16 protein-coding genes and 6 pseudogenes are annotated in these 18868 nt (G+C 58.4%); 14 read left to right on the forward strand and 8 right to left on the reverse strand.

What is annotated here, in order from left to right; genetic code table 11:
* Positions 1 to 183 precede the first annotated feature (183 nt).
* Together AB7M16_RS24490 and AB7M16_RS24495 are read left to right on the forward strand one after the other, a co-directional pair.
* Entirely contained in the window at positions 184 to 1302 is a 1119-nt protein-coding gene (locus AB7M16_RS24490) for a GMC family oxidoreductase (protein ID WP_453945404.1), read from the forward strand.
* A gap of 10 nt (positions 1303 to 1312) precedes the next feature.
* Positions 1313 to 1600: a GMC oxidoreductase gene (locus AB7M16_RS24495; RefSeq protein WP_453947258.1), complete on the forward strand. Its 288-nt coding sequence runs from the start codon at positions 1313 to 1315 to the stop codon at positions 1598 to 1600.
* A gap of 415 nt (positions 1601 to 2015) precedes the next feature.
* Here AB7M16_RS24495 and AB7M16_RS24500 read toward each other — a convergent pair whose 3' ends face one another.
* Positions 2016 to 2294 (reverse strand): helix-turn-helix domain-containing protein, encoded by a 279-nt coding sequence (locus tag AB7M16_RS24500; RefSeq protein WP_453945405.1) that lies wholly within the window; start codon positions 2292 to 2294, stop codon positions 2016 to 2018.
* Positions 2295 to 2646: 352 nt separating this feature from the next.
* Between AB7M16_RS24500 and AB7M16_RS24505 the strand changes: the two genes are divergently transcribed.
* The gene (locus AB7M16_RS24505; RefSeq protein WP_453947259.1) at positions 2647 to 2730 is read left to right on the forward strand and encodes a hypothetical protein; all 84 of its coding nucleotides are present in this window, start codon (positions 2647 to 2649) and stop codon (positions 2728 to 2730) included.
* Between the two features lie 67 nt (positions 2731 to 2797).
* On the opposite strand, the pseudogene AB7M16_RS24510 reads toward AB7M16_RS24505, so the two are convergent.
* Positions 2798 to 3288, reverse strand: a pseudogene (locus AB7M16_RS24510) (ParB/RepB/Spo0J family partition protein); the annotation flags it as partial.
* A 172-nt stretch (positions 3289 to 3460) separates the two neighbouring features.
* A pseudogene (locus AB7M16_RS24515) lies at positions 3461 to 4641 on the reverse strand (DUF932 domain-containing protein).
* A gap of 243 nt (positions 4642 to 4884) precedes the next feature.
* Here AB7M16_RS24515 and AB7M16_RS24520 point away from each other — a divergent pair.
* On the forward strand, positions 4885 to 5202 hold the full coding sequence (locus tag AB7M16_RS24520; RefSeq protein ID WP_453947261.1) for a reverse transcriptase domain-containing protein: 318 nt from the start codon (positions 4885 to 4887) through the stop codon (positions 5200 to 5202).
* A 384-nt stretch (positions 5203 to 5586) separates the two neighbouring features.
* Here AB7M16_RS24520 and AB7M16_RS24525 read toward each other — a convergent pair whose 3' ends face one another.
* On the reverse strand, positions 5587 to 6096 hold the full coding sequence (locus AB7M16_RS24525; protein ID WP_453945406.1) for a hypothetical protein: 510 nt from the start codon (positions 6094 to 6096) through the stop codon (positions 5587 to 5589).
* On the opposite strand from AB7M16_RS24525, the gene AB7M16_RS24530 reads away from it, so the two are divergent.
* Positions 6095 to 7282, forward strand: a complete 1188-nt coding sequence (locus AB7M16_RS24530; RefSeq protein WP_199752527.1) for an IS256 family transposase — start codon at positions 6095 to 6097, stop codon at positions 7280 to 7282. The genes AB7M16_RS24525 and AB7M16_RS24530 overlap by 2 nt on opposite strands.
* Positions 7283 to 7546: 264 nt before the next feature.
* Here AB7M16_RS24530 and AB7M16_RS24535 read toward each other — a convergent pair.
* Positions 7547 to 7675, reverse strand: a pseudogene (locus AB7M16_RS24535) (WGR domain-containing protein); the annotation flags it as partial.
* Positions 7676 to 8038: 363 nt separating this feature from the next.
* Between AB7M16_RS24535 and AB7M16_RS24540 the strand changes: the two are divergent.
* The gene (locus AB7M16_RS24540) at positions 8039 to 8896 is read left to right on the forward strand and encodes a hypothetical protein (RefSeq protein WP_158672119.1); all 858 of its coding nucleotides are present in this window, start codon (positions 8039 to 8041) and stop codon (positions 8894 to 8896) included.
* 295 nt (positions 8897 to 9191) lie between these two features.
* On the opposite strand, the gene AB7M16_RS24545 is transcribed toward AB7M16_RS24540, so the two are convergent.
* Positions 9192 to 9494 (reverse strand): hypothetical protein, encoded by a 303-nt coding sequence (locus AB7M16_RS24545; RefSeq protein WP_453945407.1) that lies wholly within the window; start codon positions 9492 to 9494, stop codon positions 9192 to 9194.
* A 674-nt stretch (positions 9495 to 10168) separates the two neighbouring features.
* On the opposite strand from AB7M16_RS24545, the gene AB7M16_RS24550 reads away from it, so the two are divergent.
* The 3 genes and pseudogenes from AB7M16_RS24550 to AB7M16_RS24560 all read left to right on the forward strand — a co-directional run bounded on the left by AB7M16_RS24550 (position 10169) and on the right by AB7M16_RS24560 (position 12773).
* Positions 10169 to 10999 (forward strand): nodulate formation efficiency C protein, encoded by an 831-nt coding sequence (locus AB7M16_RS24550; RefSeq protein WP_100213463.1) that lies wholly within the window; start codon positions 10169 to 10171, stop codon positions 10997 to 10999.
* A 738-nt stretch (positions 11000 to 11737) separates the two neighbouring features.
* Positions 11738 to 11848, forward strand: a pseudogene (locus tag AB7M16_RS24555) (transposase); the annotation flags it as partial.
* Positions 11849 to 12266: 418 nt separating this feature from the next.
* A complete protein-coding gene (locus AB7M16_RS24560; RefSeq protein ID WP_050996317.1) occupies positions 12267 to 12773 on the forward strand; it encodes a DUF346 domain-containing protein in 507 nt (168 codons plus the stop codon).
* A 388-nt stretch (positions 12774 to 13161) separates the two neighbouring features.
* On the opposite strand, the gene AB7M16_RS24565 is transcribed toward AB7M16_RS24560, so the two are convergent.
* Positions 13162 to 13365, reverse strand: a complete 204-nt coding sequence (locus tag AB7M16_RS24565) for a transposase (RefSeq protein WP_199752497.1) — start codon at positions 13363 to 13365, stop codon at positions 13162 to 13164.
* Positions 13366 to 13470: 105 nt separating this feature from the next.
* On the opposite strand from AB7M16_RS24565, the pseudogene AB7M16_RS24570 reads away from it, so the two are divergent.
* The 5 genes and pseudogenes from AB7M16_RS24570 to AB7M16_RS24590 form a co-directional block, all read left to right on the forward strand.
* A pseudogene (locus AB7M16_RS24570) lies at positions 13471 to 13666 on the forward strand (IS110 family transposase); the annotation flags it as partial.
* Between the two features lie 268 nt (positions 13667 to 13934).
* On the forward strand, positions 13935 to 15362 hold the full coding sequence (locus AB7M16_RS24575; protein ID WP_370137893.1) for a di-heme-cytochrome C peroxidase: 1428 nt from the start codon (positions 13935 to 13937) through the stop codon (positions 15360 to 15362).
* The gene (locus tag AB7M16_RS24580) at positions 15314 to 15592 is read left to right on the forward strand and encodes a c-type cytochrome (protein WP_370140866.1); all 279 of its coding nucleotides are present in this window, start codon (positions 15314 to 15316) and stop codon (positions 15590 to 15592) included. Before AB7M16_RS24575 ends, AB7M16_RS24580 begins: the two co-directional genes overlap by 49 nt.
* A gap of 230 nt (positions 15593 to 15822) precedes the next feature.
* A complete protein-coding gene (locus AB7M16_RS24585) occupies positions 15823 to 16221 on the forward strand; it encodes an avidin/streptavidin family protein (protein ID WP_036032120.1) in 399 nt (132 codons plus the stop codon).
* A gap of 156 nt (positions 16222 to 16377) precedes the next feature.
* A pseudogene (locus AB7M16_RS24590) lies at positions 16378 to 17373 on the forward strand (IS3 family transposase); the annotation flags it as partial.
* A 1198-nt stretch (positions 17374 to 18571) separates the two neighbouring features.
* On the opposite strand, the gene AB7M16_RS24595 reads toward AB7M16_RS24590, so the two are convergent.
* The gene (locus tag AB7M16_RS24595; protein WP_124163946.1) at positions 18572 to 18862 is read right to left on the reverse strand and encodes a DUF3768 domain-containing protein; all 291 of its coding nucleotides are present in this window, start codon (positions 18860 to 18862) and stop codon (positions 18572 to 18574) included.
* Positions 18863 to 18868: the final 6 nt, after the last annotated feature.

Consider the following 18868-nt stretch of genomic DNA (forward strand, 5'->3'; position numbering starts at 1 on the left):
CGATTGGTCGAGCGAAAACAATCGGTCCTGTTGCTGGAAGCCGGGAAGAAGGAGCGTCTCAATCTGTCTCATGTTCCGGGCGCTGTCGTTCATATGATCGGGAATAGACGGTACGACTGGGCTTACAAGACTGAGCCTGATCCGAGCCGAGGCGGCCTGGTCGAGGATTGACCCCGTGGCAAGGTGCCGGGAGGTTCATCTGCGATAAATGGGATGATCTTCATCCGCGGCGCTGCGCGGGACTACGACGCTCGGGAGGCGCTAGGCAACAGGGGATGGGGATGGAAGGACGTGCTGCCGTACTTCCGGAAAATGGAGACGGCCGACGAGGACCGAGACGATCAATATCGCGGAGGCCTCGGGCCTCAACGTGTTTCAGCTTTACGTTGGCGTCACCCGATCTCTCAAGACTTTATCGACAGCTTTCAAGCCGCTGGCATTCCCTTCAGTGAGGATTTGAACGCTGCTTCGCACGAGGGAGTTGCCTGGAATCAGGGATCAACGCGCGAGGGGCGTCGGCTTTCGGCCTTCGAGGCTTTCGTAAGGCCAAAGCTGTGGGCAAGTCACCTGAAGTTCTTGGATCAAACGTTCGTTCGTCACATTCTGTTTGATCAGACGCGCGCAACCGGGGTTGCGGCCACCTATCGCGGAGAGCACCTCAATTTCTTTGCAAGAAAGGGGATAATTCTTTCCGCCGGCTCCATCAATTCCCCACACCTATTGACGCTTTCGGGCATAGGTGAGCCGACTCACCTCAAGAAGTATGGCATCGTGCCGCGTGTCGAAAGCCCTGAGGTGGGACGGAATTTAATGGAACACCCGCGATTGTATGTCCTGGCTGAACTCGATATCGAAACCGCCAACGGACTATCGCGTCCCATAAAGGGCGCATTAGCCTTGGCGGAGTGGGCCTTTAAAAGGTCGGGGTTCTTGAGTGTGCCTACGGCGCAGGTCCTGGCGTTTCTAAGATCGAGCCCTGAGCTCGCTGAGCCAGATCTTCAATTTCATCTCTTCCCGTTCGGTTTGACTAAAGCTGATGGAAAACTGAAAGTCCCGAAAGCTAATCTGGTGACCATCCTGGTGAACATCAATCACCCGAAAAGCACCGGCCATCTCGAACTCAGATCGAGCGATCCTCTTGCTCCGATTGCCATCGTTCCCCGCTTGCTCGATCATCGTGATGACTTTGAGGGGGTTATACGCGGGCTAGCCTGGGTCCGGAAGATCTGCTCTATGCCCCCATTCGGCTCTCATGTCCTGAAGTTGCGAAGCGCCAGCATCGGCGGCCGGGCGGGAAGCTGACGAAGCCTACATTCGCAAAGCAACGGTCCCCTTCTTTCATCCGGTCGGGACTTGTCGCATGGGAGCAGACGATCGAGCGGTTCTCAGCCCTTCTCTTAAGGTGAGGGGCACCGAAAACTTGTGGGTTGCGGACGCCTCCATCTTTCCTCGTCATTTCGCGGGGAATACCAACGCGACCTCTATTATGATCGGCGAGAGGGCAGCAGATCTCATCCATCTGCAAGTCGTTGTTCCGTATCCAAATTGGAGAAAGTCCGTGGCGCGCTTCTGTGGTGCCAGGATTGGAGGGATGGAATAGGCACGCATGCATTCGATATCTGTCGTGCTCACTTCGAGAAATCGTATGACCACAATCGTGCGTGTTATCGCAATTGTGCCGCGCGCCGTGGAAAACTGCCCCTCATATTGGCTCAGATGACAATGTTACCGAAGCGCACCCTAGTGTCTCCTGAATCAGCTGCCTCGAGTCCGAGCAGGCCGCTCGCAGACCGCGGCCTCCAGGGCGCGGTAGCGAGCGAGCGGCTTGCGTCGATTCGGCCAAAGAATCTGTCGGGATTAGATACCAAAGCATATTCGTGCAGTCATTCTGAATTCGCGCTATGCCTTCGAAGAGACGTGCCTCATGGGAAAACATTCTGAGCGCTGCGTCATCCTGCCGACCGGCGTCGCGTTATCGAGATGGCTTGTGTTGCTCTCCCGTCGCGTATGAATGGCTACCGGTTCTTGCGAACCAGACGCGGCCGCTTAGGCCGTGACGAAATCTTGAGAATGCTCGCACAGCTCGACGGCTCAACAAAGAGATCGGACGGATGAACGCCGAGCGCTTCGGAAATGCGATCGAGAACATCACTCGTCGGATTTTTCGATTGGCGCTCAAGACTGGCCAAGTAGGAGCGATCGATCCCTGCCGTGCGAGCCAATCGTTCCTGCGACATACCACGTTTGATGAGGATCCGACGGACGTTCCAGGCCAGTAGCGCACGAGGCTTCATGTCTCGAAGCTTTCCAGTCCTCGATCGGTTAAAACACTGGCTATGGCCTACCATTTAGATGAAAGTCCGTGTTCTCGCCGCACAAGGAGAAGTGCGATGTTCCGGAACCGAGAAACTGGTCGAGGGGCCTGCGGCCCCCGGGCTGTCAAGACCAAAAAGCACAGGCCGTGTAGTTCCGGACCAAGCATCCGGGTCGCCCCCCCTGCTTTTTTGCCCTGACTGCCAACCCCCCGCTCATCGCCGCGCGGCTAGTCGGTTGCATGCCGCAACCCTCAAGCCATGAAAGGCAACGACAAGAAAGCAGACATCTGTCAACGCATCGGACCAAATCGTCCACGAGGTCGAAGACGGCGTGCGACCCTGGATCAAGCCTTGGAATGCCGGTAATGGCAGCGGGCATATCGCGCGGCCCCTGCGCCCCCATGGCATCCCGTAGCAAGGTATCAATGTTCACATGCTGTGGCCGGAAGCCGTAACGGAAGGCTACCGATCGCCGATTTGGATGAGTTCAGGCGCAAGCGCTGTTTCACGACGTTGACCGAGGCGAAGAAGACAGCGGCGATGTCCCTCCTCGGACTGCCCCTTCTCCCGCAAAGCCAGGAATGCCCGGAACTGGTTGAGCGGATGCAGCGGCGCACGCTGAATATTCTCCGCAAGCGAGTCGTCCTCGCGATAATGGTGGTTGCAGGATCCCGTACGACGCAGGGCACTGGCGCGGTCTTGGCCAGGCGCTTCTGCTCCACGAGCAGCTCCAGCGTACGGTAGCGCCGCCCGCCGGCCGGGATCTCGAACATGCCGGTCTCGGTGCCCTCGGAGTTTAGGACCGGCCGGACCTTGAGGCTTTGGAGCAGGGTACGCCGGGCGATATCCTCGGCCAGTCCTCAATGGAGGCGCCGGCCTTCACGCGCCGGACGTTCGACTGGCTGAGCACCAGCTTGTTGAAGGGAATGTCGCGCGAGGATGACAAGGTGATCTTCTGAACGGCGTTAGCCAGTGGGTGATACTCCGCGACGGGCGGCTCAAAGACTCTCTCTTTGGTCCTCCAACCCGTCACGAAGCGCAGCGCGGCCCTCTTCCTCTCGAGGGCCGCGCCGCAAATGGACGATCAGTACCGAAAGACACGAAGCCGCCAGACACGCCGTTCCGTATCTCCGGCTTCCCGGGTATCAGGCTGCGCGATCGAGCAGCTGCTTCGCGCGGGTCTCCAGATCGAGCCGTGCATCCTGATGGGTCTTGCCCCGCGCAACCGCTGTGATGCCCTGCACGAAATCGAACACGCTTTCAGGCTTGCGTCCTTCCTCGGACAACACCCGTTCGATGATCCTCGCTGTCTCGGCCTTAGAGAACCCGCGCTTGCGCAGAAATTCGTTGCGGTCATCGTCGGTGCGAGCGACGACCTTCTCCCGGGCCGCCTTGATGCCGTTGACGAAGGGCATCGGTGAGGAATTGGCAAAGCTCGCCAGCGCGGGCGCTGCCTCCTGCGCAAACCGTGAGGCGGCGTATTTGGAGTAGGCGGATGGTGATCTCCTCGAAATCCTCGACACCCCACAGATTGCGGTTCTGGCAGACGGCGCGGAGATAGAGGCTCGCCATGCCGAGCGTCTTCGCACCCACCTCGGAATTCCAGCGGTAGAAGCCGCGGAAGTACAGGTCCGGCGAGCCATCGCGCAGCCGACCGGCCTCGATCGGGTTAAGGTCGTCGACCAGGAACAGGAAGACATCGCGATCGGACGCGTAGAGCGTCGTCGTATCCCGGGTGATGTCGACGCTCGAGTTGTACACGCCAGTCGACCATTCAAGCACGCCCGGGATCTTCCAGCGCGTGTCGCCCGTGCCATTGCCGGCGATGCGCTGAACGGCCGCCACGAGTTCCTGGTCGAATATACGGCCATATTCGGGGCCCGTAACGGCGCGAAGCTCGACGCGACCGTCTTCGATCTCGAGCGTCTCACCTTCTCAGGCCGTACTGCAGATTGATGCCGGCCAGTGGTGCCGGAAGCTGCCGGAGGTAGGCCGCTGGCGCTCCGACCAGGCTGGCGAGTTGGCCGAAACTCCAGTGGGTCGATGCAATCGGCGTGTCAGAGCCAGGCAGCACCAGCGCCAGGCGCTCGGCATCGTCGCGGCTGGCCTCAACCCGGATGGCAGCGCTCTCGACGGTTCGGGTCCGACTTCGCTCGGTCCGTCCACGCACTGCGGCATAGAGGTCCGACAGGGATAGATAGCGCTCGTCCGCTGGCCGCGAGAACCATTCCGACGATACTCGGCCGACGCGCGTCCCGCGGGTCACGTCCACCTTGTAGCCACCCACGCGATCGCGGCCGGCGCTCAAAACTTCGACTTGGGTCATGTGTCATCTCCACGACAGGCGCCGGAGGCCTCTCCTCCGTTCTTCAACCCGTCACGGCGAAGCCCGTCCGCCCTCTCACTCTGATGGGGGCGTTGCGGGGTTCTCCCCGCAGAAGGGTCGGCCGAGACCACAGGCTCGGGCGCAGGGGAAGGCTTCTGGCGTGCTTGAGAGCGGCGAGAAGCAAGACACGGACGGGGTACGCCGCAAGGGGCAGGCATCAGCCCGCTCCTTGCCAACATCCTCCTGCACTACATCCTTGATCTTTGGGTCCACCAATGGCGTCGTCGCCATGCACGCGGTCGCGTTGTGACTGTGCGTTATGCCGACGACTTCGTCATGGGCTTCGAGAGCAAGGCCGATGCGCAGGAAATGCTCTTGGCCCTCAAGGCGCGGCTGGCCAGCTTCGGCCTGATGCTCCATGCGGACAAGACGCGGCTGATCGAGTTTGGCCGGTTCGCGGCCGTCTCGCGTCAGCGGCGCGGCGAGCGGCGGCCAGAGACCTTCGCCTTCTCGGCTTTACCCGTTACTGTGGGCGGACCCGAGATGGCCGGTTCATTGTGAAGCAAAAGACGGAAGGGAAACGCCTGACGCGCAAGCTGACGGCGTTGCGCCAGGAGGCCTGGCGCTCATGCACGCGCCAGTGGCAACGCAGCACGAGTGGCTCGCCGCCGTTCTGCGCGGGCACTATGGCTATTATGGCAGGCCGCACAGTTGTCCAGCGCTCGACGGCTTCCACCGCGAAGTGCGTCGGACCTGGCTGCGTTGTCTGAGACCGCGTAGCCAGAAAAGTCGGCTCATGGGCTGGCCGGAGTTCGAGACCCTGACGGCACGCTTCCGCCTGCCAACTCCACGCATCACTCGCACATGGGCGCAGGCGCGGATATGGCGCGGGTTACCCTCGGGAAGAGCCGGGTGCGGGAAAGCCGCCTGCCCGGATCTGTGAGGTCAAAGCCAAATGGCCGAGCTCCTCGACCACGACCGCGTCATGGAACAATTTAGACTCCTAGAGCCGCCTGTGATCGACGCGTCGCGAACAGCATAGCGTCGCCACCGTCCCTTCAGCCATTCCGACAGACGGTTGTGCTCGCGCATGGCGATGAGTCGATCATGGCCAGTGCGCCGAGCCAGTCGGCGCCAACCCGGGCCAAGGTGCGCGAGTAAAACATCTGACACAGCTTTGATGACGACTCCGGTGAGCGCCCGCTCGTTGCCTCCACTCTCGACGATCGGCTCGGAAGCATCGCGCGGAATCATCACAGAAGCGAGGATGCGCCTGCCGGCGCGACCGACATTCCGGGCCGGGACAGCCGTCTTGTTCGATGATGGCTTCAAGACGGCCAAGGCGGTGAGGGTGATCTCGCAAACCTGGCGATAACGTACAGAGTCTTTCGCACTTTCAGGATTGACGGCTTCTTCTAGAATGAAGGAGCTTTGAATGAACGATGGGAATGCCATGGGTCAGGTGATCCAAATTGATGAGGCCCGGATTCGAGATCACCTGGGCGAGATGGTCCGCGGGACAGTGGAAGAGACACTGAACGCGATGCTGGAGGCCGAAGCGGACCAGCTGTGCGGTGCTGGGCGGTATGAGCGCAGCCCGGCGCGGCAGGACACGCGGGCAGGCAGCTACGAGCGAACGCTGCAGACCAAGGCGGGCGACGTCAATCTGAAGGTTCCGAAGCTACGGCGGCAAACCTTCGAGACGGCGATTATCGAGCGCTACCGGAGGCGGGAGAGCTCGGTTGAGGAGGCGCTGATCGAGATGTATCTGGCCGGGATTTCGGTTCGGCGGGTCGAAGACATCACGGAGGCGCTGTGGGGCACCCGGGTCAGCCCGAGCACAGTGTCGAACCTGAACAAGAAGATCTATACCAAGATCGAGGCGTGGCGGAATCGCAGGATCGAAGGCGAGCATCCGTATCTCTACCTCGACGGCATCGTGATGAAGCGCAGCTGGGCTGGTGAGGTTCGCAACGTGTCGCTACTGGTGGCCTCGGCGGTCAATGCTGAGGGGTTCCGGGAGATCCTCGGCATCTGTGAAGGCGCCAAGGAGGACAAATCCGGCTGGTCCTCGTTTCTGCGGCATCTCGTCGATCGCGGTCTCAAGGGCGTGCAGCTGGTGGTTTCCGACGCGTGCCGAGGTCTTGTCGAAAGCGTTGCGGATTATCTGCCGGAGGCACGCTATCAACGCTGCATGGTGCATTTTTATCGTAATGTCTTCAGCCACGTGCCGTCGACCCGGGTCCGCGAGGTGAGCCACATGCTCAAGGCCATTCATGCCCAGGAGAGCCGCGCCGCGGCCGACGAGAAAGCCAGGACCGTCATCGCGGATCTGCGGGCCAGCCGTATGGCCAAAGCTGCTGATCTCGTCGAGCAGGCGGTTCACGAGACGCTCGCCTACTATGCCTTTCCGGACATCCATTGGCGGAAGATTCGAACGAACAATCCGCTCGAGCGCATCATGAAGGAGATCCGGCGACGAACCCGTGTCGTCGGCGCCTTCCCCGACGGTCAATCCTGTCTCAACTTAGCGGCGGCCCGGCTGCGGCACATTGCCGGAACGGCGTGGTCGACCAAATGCTACATGAACATGCGACCGCTCTATCAGCCACAACTCTCTGAAACCGGAGCCGTCGCCTGATCAAAAGTGCGAAAGATTCTGGACAGTACCAACCTGGCTCTTTCCCGCCAATGTTCGGCTGCTGGATTCGCGCGAAGCCTTCAACAATGGGCGCGGTGACGGGCAACAGTCCGTTGTTGTGCTCGCTTTCGAGACCGCCGATCACCCGGTAGACGCGTGGATGGACCGTGCGCTCGCAATCACCAACGCAAATTCGAACACGAGGCTGCAAACAGCGGCAGCCGACAACGCGCCGGTGCGGCTGAGGCTTGGCGCAACGGCTTTATCCGGCGTCTGCACCATCGTCTGGCCAGTCGTGCCGATCCGGCCCCGCTTGCGGATCAGCGAGACCCCGCCGAAGAGGGTCGGTTGGGTCGAAAGCAAGTAAAACCGCCGCATGTTGCAGGCCCGATCGGTTCTTGAGCAATGCTATTTTGACAGCACGAAGATTACGTCCTCACAAGTTGCAGTGTGTATGCCGAAATGCTTGAGCACCAAAAAGCAAGAGTTGCCATCAGGCGAATGGCTAAGGAGATTGCGCCTTCTCATCTCAGTAAGTACCTCGCGCCACTCAAATCTATTAGCATCCCAGCTCTTCTGATCTGGGGCAATAACGACAGAATTGTGCCTCTTGAGAATGGCCATCGATTGAACCGTGATCTTGCAACTCCAAGCTACACGTCATCCAAGCTTGTGGACATATGCCTCAAGAGGAGTGCCCTGATGCAACTGTTGAGGCAATTGCGACGTTTTTAGATAGAGCGGAGACGGTTCGCAATGCTAGGCCGCTGGCCTGACTTACTATCTCTTTCCATAGCGGCGCTCGTATGCCGCTTGCTTTTTCTTTTTCCCCAAACAGTGTTCGAAAAGACAGGACTGGTGAGGATTTCGTTGCTCGACTGGATCTCATTAGAGCACGACGTTCACAAGGGGCTAATTCGCCTTCTTGCGCTGCTCCTAGTCGTTGCGTGTGGTGCCGCGTCTGCATTCAGGGATTACTCGCACTCTTTTCCTGACTTGTTGAACGTAAACGTGTTCTTTTACGGCGACGGAATAGAGAAGACGATTCAAAGCATGTCGGACGACGATATAACAAAACTCAATTCAACATCTGATTGGAAGCAGCGAAAAAAGGAGTACTACACGAAGATCAACAACGAACTGCAGGAGCTAGGAATACCGTTCAAGTTCGGTGATGCCCCAGGGCAAACATCGGCAACCGGGCCGTTAAGATTTCGAACCCAACCCATCGAGAAGTGGGGTGCGCAACTTTACAGGATCACTGAGGCGGGAGGGACGCTGGTGCACGTTAGTCAAAGCCCAGGAACAGAGGAATACCGGACTGTCTCTGAGTTTGGTCTAACGAATTCCGATTTCAACCTCAAAGGAACAGTGAAGGACGTCTACTGGGAGAACGCGATTCTCATAATGCCCGTACTTAAGCAACTCTATCGTATCTCGCCCTCACGCGAGATTTATCACCATTCTCTAATTGCCGCGACGCGAGTAGAGATCTTTCCTTACATCAACATAAGCAAAACTGTTTACCTGGTACCTTCGTCAGACCGATCGCCTATGGCATTTATTCCTTGCCGTAAGCGCCAACGCTATTCAAATGGATCGGTGCTTTGCTAGGTGTGACCTGTGATCAAGCGCCCGCCTGGCCAGCGCCAGCATGCATCCGAAGACAGCGCTAGCAACAGCGGCAATGTGTTTCGCTAGCCAAATGAGCAGATGCTCAGTCGTGAGCACCGTCATATCGTGGTCGGATCGAAATCGCGAGGTGTCCATTCCTCGCCGGGTTCTAGGTCAGCTAGTTCAATTACATGACCCGTGCCTTCAACCGGCCACCCTCCCATTTTGGCTGCCCCGTCGTAGGTGGCCATGCGCCGGGAGATAACCACTTCATCTGTAGCGATGTTGTAGAGCTTTACTTTGTAAACGGTTTCCTGGCCATCTCTATTTCAATTTCCTCTTGATCTGCGTCGTGGGCGTATCCCCGCACAACCACTAAGTTGCCCCGCCTGGGCAGCGGCGCAAGCTTGTCGAGGATGTACTGCGGGGCTCCTTCTTTGATTTCTACGCCGTATGCGTAAACCAGCCCATCGTCGTTGGCGATCTCGTTTATCGTACACTCGATTTGATTCAATTCATCGAGCGTGAGGTCAAGTGCCGCGGCAATCGCCTCGGCTTCCTGGGCGTCGTACTCATCTTTAAGCTGTCTGCTGCTCATTGTACACAACTCATCATCCCGACTGCCATTCCTAAAGATCAACTTCGTCTGCATCGGCTACCAGCATATTGCTCCAACGCCTTTTGCATAATGAGTGAGCGGTGAGATTCGATCGAGTATCCTGGGCGGCGCTCGCGACTGAGTCATTTGGCAAGGCTCCATATTCTCAGCGAGTGCGGATCAGTTCACGTCTCGAAGGTACTTCAGCATACTGTTGCACGCATTCTCGGCATCAGCGAAGCTTTGGAGCGGCCAGCCGAGAATCCTGATCGAGCCACGGCTCTGGTCAAGCGGACGCCACGAGGCGACGTAGCCCGACCTTCCGCGGAAGCCACGACCAGTCGGGCTCTGGAAGCTGATCACGAACGAATAGCCGTCGCTATTCGCACTCCATATTTCCATGTCTTCGGCAGCGCGATGGAATTACAGGGGCATCAGGCTCCGTTCGCCTGGGCAACCCGAGAACGCAATGCCTCGGTCGAACGTCGTAACGTGTCAATACACGGCAGCTCTCGCCGGCAAATTGCGTTCCCTCGTCAAGCCATGGCATGCATCTGGAATCACTAGCAGCTCGGCTTATCCGTCCAGCCACCTGCCTCGATCCCGCGCTTGAAAACTACAGATGTGAAGGTGTTTAGCCACGCACATCAGGATAGCTGCGCGGGGTAAGAGAAATGATCGAAAGGCGCGTGCTTTGGCTTTGTCTCGTTATCGGTCTCTGTATCGGCCTTGGCGTATGGTTGATCTTGCCGGGTGGGCCGGCCGGTAAGAGCGATGGTGTTCGTACGAGCGACAACCCGCTTATCGATAAGGTCAAATCAACCTGGCGAGCGCAGGATGGTGAGACAGCGGAGCAAATCTTCACCAAGGTCTCGAAGGTGGCACACTTCATCCCCAGGGGATGGGAGGCTGGTCAAAAGGCCGACTCGGGCGAGTCAGTTATTTTTTCATGGGCCAAACACCGGGCCGATAAAACAAAGGAAGAGTACACGGTCACGTGGGAGGTGATGCCCGATGACACAGTGAAAATTGTGGCGCCGTATGCAAAGCCGATGGAACTAGGCTGGCAGGCGTTCGCACTCTCGCTCATCGCGGACGAAGTGACAAACGACGAAAGCGGCGTGAACCGTCACTTTCTGCATAATCCCGCTAACTTCAACTTCGTGACCACCGCCCAGGGCAAGTTGGGCGATCTTCTGCGGCGTGGCCGCTGCGCTATCGGCGAGCCGGTTGGAGTGCATTACTCGCCGACGAGAGATGAGCAGCAAACCACGAAGGGCGGGCTATGGCGCGTCGAGCTTTCGGTCGACTGCAATGTTCCCGGACCTAGTTACTTCACGCGCGACGGAATCATTATTTTCGAGAAGCGTGAAGGGCAAGATTGGGAGCCACAATCGTTCTTTGCCAAGCTTATCGCCACGTATGCACCCGGCTCTTGGTTTAAGCTTGCGGACCCGAAAGATCAGGAATCGTTCGAGGCGGACAGGAAGGTGTTGTCAAAATGACGTTCGCCGTCGATGATGAAGTCGCATCGCTCTTCAAAGTGTCTGCGCTTCGTGCTGCACACTCGATCTCGACAACCAAGCTCAAGTGGAGTTTGTCGGACGGTTGGGCGAGGTAAGATTGCAGACCAACACGGTTGCCGTGCTTTCACGTTCCGAGCCTGTTTGTTCAATACGCAAACTGATCAGCCGCTAACGTCTGTCTACAGCGGAACTATCGAGTATTGGGCCACTGTAGGACCTGCCAGACGCATCGATTATCCAATCTCCCTAGGCGATCGTCTCGCCGGACCGCGACCGTTCCGTCTCCGCAACCCCGAGCAGCTCCGACGGAGCAATCGCGGTCGGCGTGCCACTGGAGAGAAAGAATGGCAGCTTGAAAACAGCCCGCAGTTAAAGGGCCGATTGACATCCATCGATCTTTTCAACCTTTAGCCGCTGACGTCGATGTATGAGGGCTCACTTGCTCGGCCGCCAGTTTGGTCTCTTCAACGCAAAAGCCCGCCATATGGCGGCTTTTGCGTTATGCTTCATCACCTTTGCCGTATCACCTTTGCTAATAATAACTGGGTGGTTGCCCACGGGTTGCCCAAAAAGTGATAAAGTCTGACTAATCCCGGCTGGCTTGAGTACGATTGAAAGCCTCCGATTCTGGGCTCTACTTCTAGTCGTTCCTTGTGACCTTGCCCCACAGGCTTAATCCAGTTTGAAGTTCGTTCTGGCCCACAACAAGGCCAGAGCATGAAGCGACGCAGCCGCTTTTCGGAAGAGCAGATCATCGGGATTTTGAAGGAGCATGAAGCCGGCGTGTCGGTTGCCGATCTGTGCCGCAAGCATGGCGTCAGCGACGCTCTCGCGCAGCGCCGGGACGCGTGGGGTGAGTGCAACCAAAGCGTTGCTTCGCTCACTGCAGCAAACGTAATGAGAATGCAGGGAACTTGAACGCGGGATCACTTTCACGCGAGACCATCTTGTCGGCGCCATCGCAGGGCAAAAGTGTGCGGACTTCAGATTGCGCATTGTTAATTGTTCTCCTCATAACACAATTGGAGGCTGTCGTGACAAATGCAGCAGCAGCGCTTACCAACTCGGTATCGGTGACAGAGAATTCCGATGGACGTTGGAGGTGTTTAGTCTCGGAATCGATAGGGCACTCTGGCATATCTCGCAGGAGAAGCCGCATGCCGGGCCGTGGTCAACCTGAGCCTCGCTTGGCGGCGTTCTCACCAGCTCGCCGTCCAGCGTCGATAATTCGGATGGCCGTCTCGAAGTGTTCGCCCGTGGCATCGACAAAGCGTTGTGGCACATCTGGCCGGACAAGCCACATGCCGGACCGTGGTCAGGCTGGGCCTCGCTCGGCGGCGGCATCACCAGCGATCCTGCCGTGGTCGACAATTCCGATGGCCGTCTCGAAGTGTTCGCCCGGGGCACCGACAACGCGTTGTGGCACATCTGGCAGGAGGAGCCGCATGCCGCTCCGTGGTCCGGTTGGGCCTCGCTTGGCGGCCAGATCACCAGCGATCCCGCCGCGATCGCCGACAGCGACGGCCGGCTGGAAGTGTTTGCGCGCGGGGCTGACAACGCGCTTTGGCACATCTGGCAGGATAAGCCGCGCTCCGGACCGTGGTCCGGCTGGGCATCCCTGGGCGGCGTTCTCCTGAGCGATCCACTCGCGCCTGACGGACTGCACAAGAGGTCGGCCGTCTCACAAGGCGGCCTAACTGACCCATCATTATGCGACTACGTCGTCACACAACGTCGCTTCATCGCGCGCTAATTCCGGCTTTGGACCGGCCCTCGGCCCCGTTACCCGTTTTAATCCGTTGAACGGCGATTTACGCTTCGTGTCGCACGCCATGGAAAACTGCTCCCTCGGCGTCACGAGGAATTGCCCCCTCCTTGGATAGCCGAGGAGAGAGCGAATGAACGAGGAACGAATAACGGAAGGCTCGTCGTGGATTGATCCACGGGGGCAGGTGATGAAGACGCCGGATGACGTGGCGGAGATGTTGCGCCTGAGGGCGTGCGGGTAGGGTCTGAAGCGGATTGCGCGGCAGCTGGGCTGCAGCCATCACACGTCATCGACGCGCCGCAAGGACCGAGCGCGCCCTCAGCCGGCACCGGATCGCGGCAGACCGAGTGCCGGATCTGGCGCGCTCCTCTTCTCACCCCGCGTCGGATGGTTGCACGCTCGAATACTCCGACGCCACGAGGCTGAAAAAGGCCGTCAACTTGAGGTCGTTGAAGCGAGAGAAGTCGCCGGCCTCGGCAGCCGCCGTCACGGCAACGATGAAGGTGACGCCCCGCATTGCCTGCAGGGCCTCTACAAATGGCGTGATCGACCATTGTGGCGCCAGCTCCCCGATCACTTGGACAAACAGTCCACACGGACCTCAGCGTCGGTTACGGCATGAATGTAGTCCTGCAGAACGATTTGGCTCGCCGGGTGCTCGAAGGCGCGCCGTATTGAGCCCGCCGGACTCTGCAGATATGGCCTGCATCGCGACAACTGAACGGACTGGGGCACGACTGCCACGTCGTGGTTCCCTCGCTGATCCCGATGAAGGCCGGGGATCGAGTAAAAACCGACCGGCGCGATGCAGCGGTGCTGGCCAAGGGCGGGCTGACAGCTGTGGGGGTCTGGATGCGGCGCATGAGGCCCTGCGCGAGCCCTCGGATTATGGCGCAGATTCTGCGATTTCCATTGGTGGGCGATGCAGAGGCAGCCGACATCACTACAAAACTTGGTAGGTTGAACTTGATGGGTCTTTAATACCAAATCACCTGCCCTCAGATGCTAGACTGCCGTCTGAGGCTCTTTCTGATCGGCTTAACCGTTGCTACCACGACAAGATCGAGCGCACAGGGCGCGGACGCTATTCCATTCTACGTTGACCAAGGTGCAGAGTGGACCGCGACGGCGAGAGCGGACTTCTATGTGCGCGATCAGGGCTCGCGTTTGATCGCGCTCTCCTGGATGCAGGCTCTAAAGCAAAGGAACGGACAACCGTTCCTCGCCGATGGTTTGTCGCGGTACGGCTATCTCCCCAATCCAGGCAACAAGGTCAGTCTTCCCGTCGGCTTTCATGCCTCCGGTCCTGAAGGTTTCCAAATTGTCGGAATGACCTGCTCCGCATGTCATACGCGCCAGATCGAAGTGGAAGGCAATGTGTATCGTGTCGATGGCGGTCCCGGACTCGTGGACTTCTACACGCTGCTTGGTGACTTGGACAAGGCTGTCGGCGATGTGCTTGCTAGCGATGACTCGTTTGCTCCTTTTGCTGCAGCTGTTCTGCAGTCGGCAAATCCCGATACGGCTGATCTTGAGGTTCTTCGCCGGCAGGTAGACAGGTGGTACTTGCGGTTTCACACGCTTGTGGTGCGAGCCCTGCCCAAAAGCGGCTGGGGAGTAGGCCGTTTGGATGCTGTCGGGATGATCTTCAACCGGTTATCCGGACTGGACATCGGTCCGCCACCCGATTTCATGATCCCGGAAAACATAAAAACCGCTGACGCTCCCGTGAGATACCCATTCCTTTGGAATGCGCCGCGGCAGGACAAGACGCAATGGCCGGGATTTGCAAAGAACGGAAGTGACATCTTGGGGCTGGCCCGGAACGTTGGCGAGGTTTTAGGGGTGTTCGCTACGTTCGAGCCGAAGCGTCAGGGAGCGGTCATCAATTTCCTCAATGGCAATTCCACCAATTTCGACGGCCTTAGCGAGCTTGAAAACCTCGTGAAGCGAATCGGCCCTCCGAAATGGCCCTGGAAGATTGACGCTGCCTTAGCCATCCGGGGTAAGATGATTTTCGAAAGAGGTTCCGATGAAGGGGGATGCAGCGGTTGTCATGGGATTGAAGGCGGCGAGCAGCGCTTTCCATTCATCAAAACGTGGAGAACCGTGGTGCAGAACGTCGGTACCGATACACGTGAGTACGATGTTCTCGCCTGGAAAGCGAAGACAGGCGTCCTGAACGGAGCGTACATTCCCTTCGCAACCGCTCCTCTTAAGGAAAGGGATCAGGTTCTTAACATTCTCGCGACCTCGGTCATTGGTTCGATCGCAGAACACTTGCTAGCCGGTGGTGACCCTTCCACCAACGCACGGGTCGCGGCGTCACCAGATCCGGGGTCGTCGGAGACCCCGGAGTCTCTGGGGTTGGTACGACTACCGCCGACCCTGCAGGATCTGGTAACGGCGTTCGACGCTGTCAGCACTTCGGAAGAGATCAAAAAAGCCAAGCGGAAGGGGCAGAAAAGGCATCGCGCAGTCGACTCCCTCAATGGGGCGCCTACGAGGCCCGCGTTCTGCAGGGCATTTGGGCCGCCGCACCTTATCTTCATAACGGCTCGGTTCCTACCCTAGCGGAATTGCTCAAACCATCCGGGCAGCGCAAATCGCAGTTTAGCATTGGACGGAAGTACGACATCGAAAACGTTGGTCTTGCCGCCGCTCAGGAGCCTCAAAGTGACTCACTATCCGTCACGGATTGTAATGACATCAATTCTGGAAACAGCCGATGCGGCCACGAGTACGGGACGAATTTGAGCGAACAAGACAAAAAGGCGCTGCTCGAATACCTCAAGACGCTGTGACCCGTCGTTCGCTCTTTGAGCATTCTCAAGAGGTCGGTACCCAACGTCGCTCGAAATGAGGCCGTCGGCAAATCCACCTCTGGAGAATCTGGCGAAACTACGAAGCGAGAACTTTTCGTGGACGGGTGCGCTTCTGGGTTGATTGTGGAAGCGAATTGCATGGCCGCATCATGAGAGCGAATCTATATCTGGCAGCGTTTGTGCAGTTGCCTAATGCCTAGGGGAATACCATGACACGCTTGTTTGTGCTTCTGCTCTTTGCCGTCATATCGGTATCTGCTCACGCGCAGTTGCCCGTCCCCTCCACATGGGTGAATCAAAGGGGCTCGTTTCTCTCGATCCAGATGCTAGACCCGTCAACAGGGAATTTCGCGGGAACGTATGTCAACAACGCGACTGGATTTTCGTGCCGGGGACAGCCTTACCCTGTCGCAGGCGTCGTCACGGCAAACAGAATAGATTTCTACGTCAATTGGACGGCACCCGCGGCCCCAGACTGCAAAACAATCACGATTTGGAATGGTCGTGTAGCTGCTAATAAGATTCCAGCTGGGTGGACACTATATTACGTGGGATCGGACTGGCAGTTTCATAAAATGACGGGGCGTGACTTGTTCACGAGGAGGTAGACCAAACTGCTTCAAGTTTGTCGTTCCTGTCAGGGGTGCGCATTCCGACGAAGTCGGCCGTGGATTCCGAGCGAAGCCGGCCGCCTGTACCGATTGTGACCTGCCACTGCGTATTCCTCCAGAAGGAGTTAGAGTCCGGCCCGAAGCGAAGCGGCTGAGGCCTTGGAAGAGCAGAACGCGAAGCTAAAGAAGCTTCTGGCCGAGCAGATGCTCGATGCGCCCGCACTTCGCGAGCTCCTTTCAAAACAATGGTAGGGCCCGCCGCAAAGCGCGCTGCGATGGCGCATCTGCAGGCTGTCATGAGCCTGTCGGAACGGCGGGCCTGCTGGATCGTGGGGGCGGATCGCAAGATGATCCGCTACCGCTCAAGCCGCCCGCCGGACGCAGTTCTGCGTGGCCGATTGCGCGATCTCGCCAACGAGCGGCGGCGTTTCGGCTATCGCCGGTTGTTCGTCTTGCTGCGGCGGGAGGGCGAGCCATCGGGGATCAACCGGATTTACCGGCTTTATCGCGAGGAAGGGCTCACCGTCCGCAAGCGGCGGGCTCGCCGCAAAGCTGTGGGGACCCGTGCCCCGATCCTGGTCGAGGCGAGGCCGAACGCGCGCTGGTCGCTGGACTTCGTCCACGACCAGTTCGCCAATGGCCGACGCTTCCGCATCGTCGACGACGTCACCAAGGAATGCCTGAGCGCCATTCCGGAGACCTCAATCTCGGGGGCGGCGCGTGGCCCGCGAACTGACGGCAATCGTCCAGCGATGCGGCAAGCCAGGAATGATCGTGTCCGACCATGGCACCGAATTCACCTGCAACGCCATGCTCGCTTGGTGCAAGGACGCAGCCATCGATTGGCACTTCATCGCACCGAGAAAGCCGATGCAGAACGGCTTCGTCGAGAGTTTCAATGGCCGGATGCGCGATGAGCTACTCAACGAGACCCTGTTCTTCGATCTCGATGACGCCCGCGCCAAGATCGGCAATTGGGTCGCCGACTACAATCTCCAGCGTCCCCACTCGTCGCTGAAATACCTGACCCCCGCGGCCTACGCCGCCCACCTCACCGCAACGGACGATCGGCTGCGCAACCCCGACCAGCTCCGCCGATCGTCCGTTGCTGCACCCGCGCCACTTGGCGTACAAACCCCGAGACTCTAACTGCCGCTGGATGAAAATGCAGTGGCAGGTCACCGCAGATGCGCACCCGATGGGCTTCCTATACTGCCAACCTCGTTCGAAGTAGGTTGCAAGGTCTGCGCGAGCGCAAACAGCGGAACCTGTGGCTGCTAATGGCAGCGGATTCATGATTGCCCCGGTCCTCGCCTGGGCCAGAAAGAGCGTAAAACTCGATTAAGCCTAGGAGCCCCCCTTCTCGAAAAGCCTGGCCAGTCTCAAATTATCTGACACGGACACTCGAAGTTCTCACTCAGGCAAGAGCCGCTAGACAATTTAAACTACGTCATCCTCAAGACATCGATGTCCCAATCCCGACGGTAGGACGGGTATACCCTGTCAGTGCAGAGAGAGGCGCGTTGTGTCACGAGGAAACGCTCGGTCATAAACCTGCAATCAAAGCGTGCTACGTAGCTTGGTCCGACAACTTGCCGCTGCTGGTCGGAGTGACGCGCAGTGTTTTTTGGCTCATTGATTTGTCGGGATGGGTATTCGCGCATGGTTTACGACACTGCTACGGTGCAGATGCTCCGCAACGTCCTTGATGAAGTACTTGCTAGCTCCACGTTCATCGGGCAGGAGCACCGCTCTGCGCTGGAGATCGCGGAGCGCATTCTTTGGCTTGCCTCACAGGGAGAGCGGGAGGCCGCGACAATCAAACAGCACTTACTGAACGAGTTTTTGGTGAGCGGTAGCGATAGCGTAAGAGCCGAGAACGCCACCTCGATGGTAAGCAAGGCTCCGCGTTTGTGTTCGGACATACGATACCGGGGATCCTAGTAACGCCGGTCGGAGGTTCCGAGCTGAATGACAAATGCCGGCCAATCGCCGCTGAAATTGTTTGACGCTGGGCTATGCACATGCAGATCCCATTGCGCCACTCCGCCTCCGCGGAAAAGAGATCTGTTCGGTGTCATCTCCATATCGCTCGCTAGACAAATGCGCCTCGGAGTCATGTGATCTGAACGAATCCTAGAGCAGCCTACTTACCATTCAGGATCCATACAAAGCCCTCGCCGTGGCGAGGGCTGGACAAGCAGTGTCCGAGGCAAATGTCCGCACTGATCGCGCGCTTAACCCTGAGGGTTCGGCAGGGCTTCCGATGTTCCCCGCCACGGTGCTTCGTCCTGCTGGAGCATTCTTCCGCAGCGTCTGGATAGGAGGCGACCATTTCTTGTTCTGTTCAGTACTCGCTTGCCGACATCAGCCTGAGGACACGCAATGTCCTTTCCGAGTCGCTTGGATCTTCGGAGCCTTGCTGCATCTTCCTGTCGTCGTAGTCGATCTTCCAGAAGAACTTTTGACCCACCAAGTCGAAGCTTCCGAAGCCGTGCTCGCCATGAGAATCGTTCTCCTCTGTAAACCCGGAGAAATCCGCCACCTGACGGAGCGCCTCGGCCTTACGCAGTCGGGTAGCTCGGCGGCTCCGATTGTCATCATTGCCTTGCCGCCACCGAAGTGCGCCGGAAGGCATCGTTCA

Source organism: Bradyrhizobium sp. USDA 372, assembly GCF_053629095.1.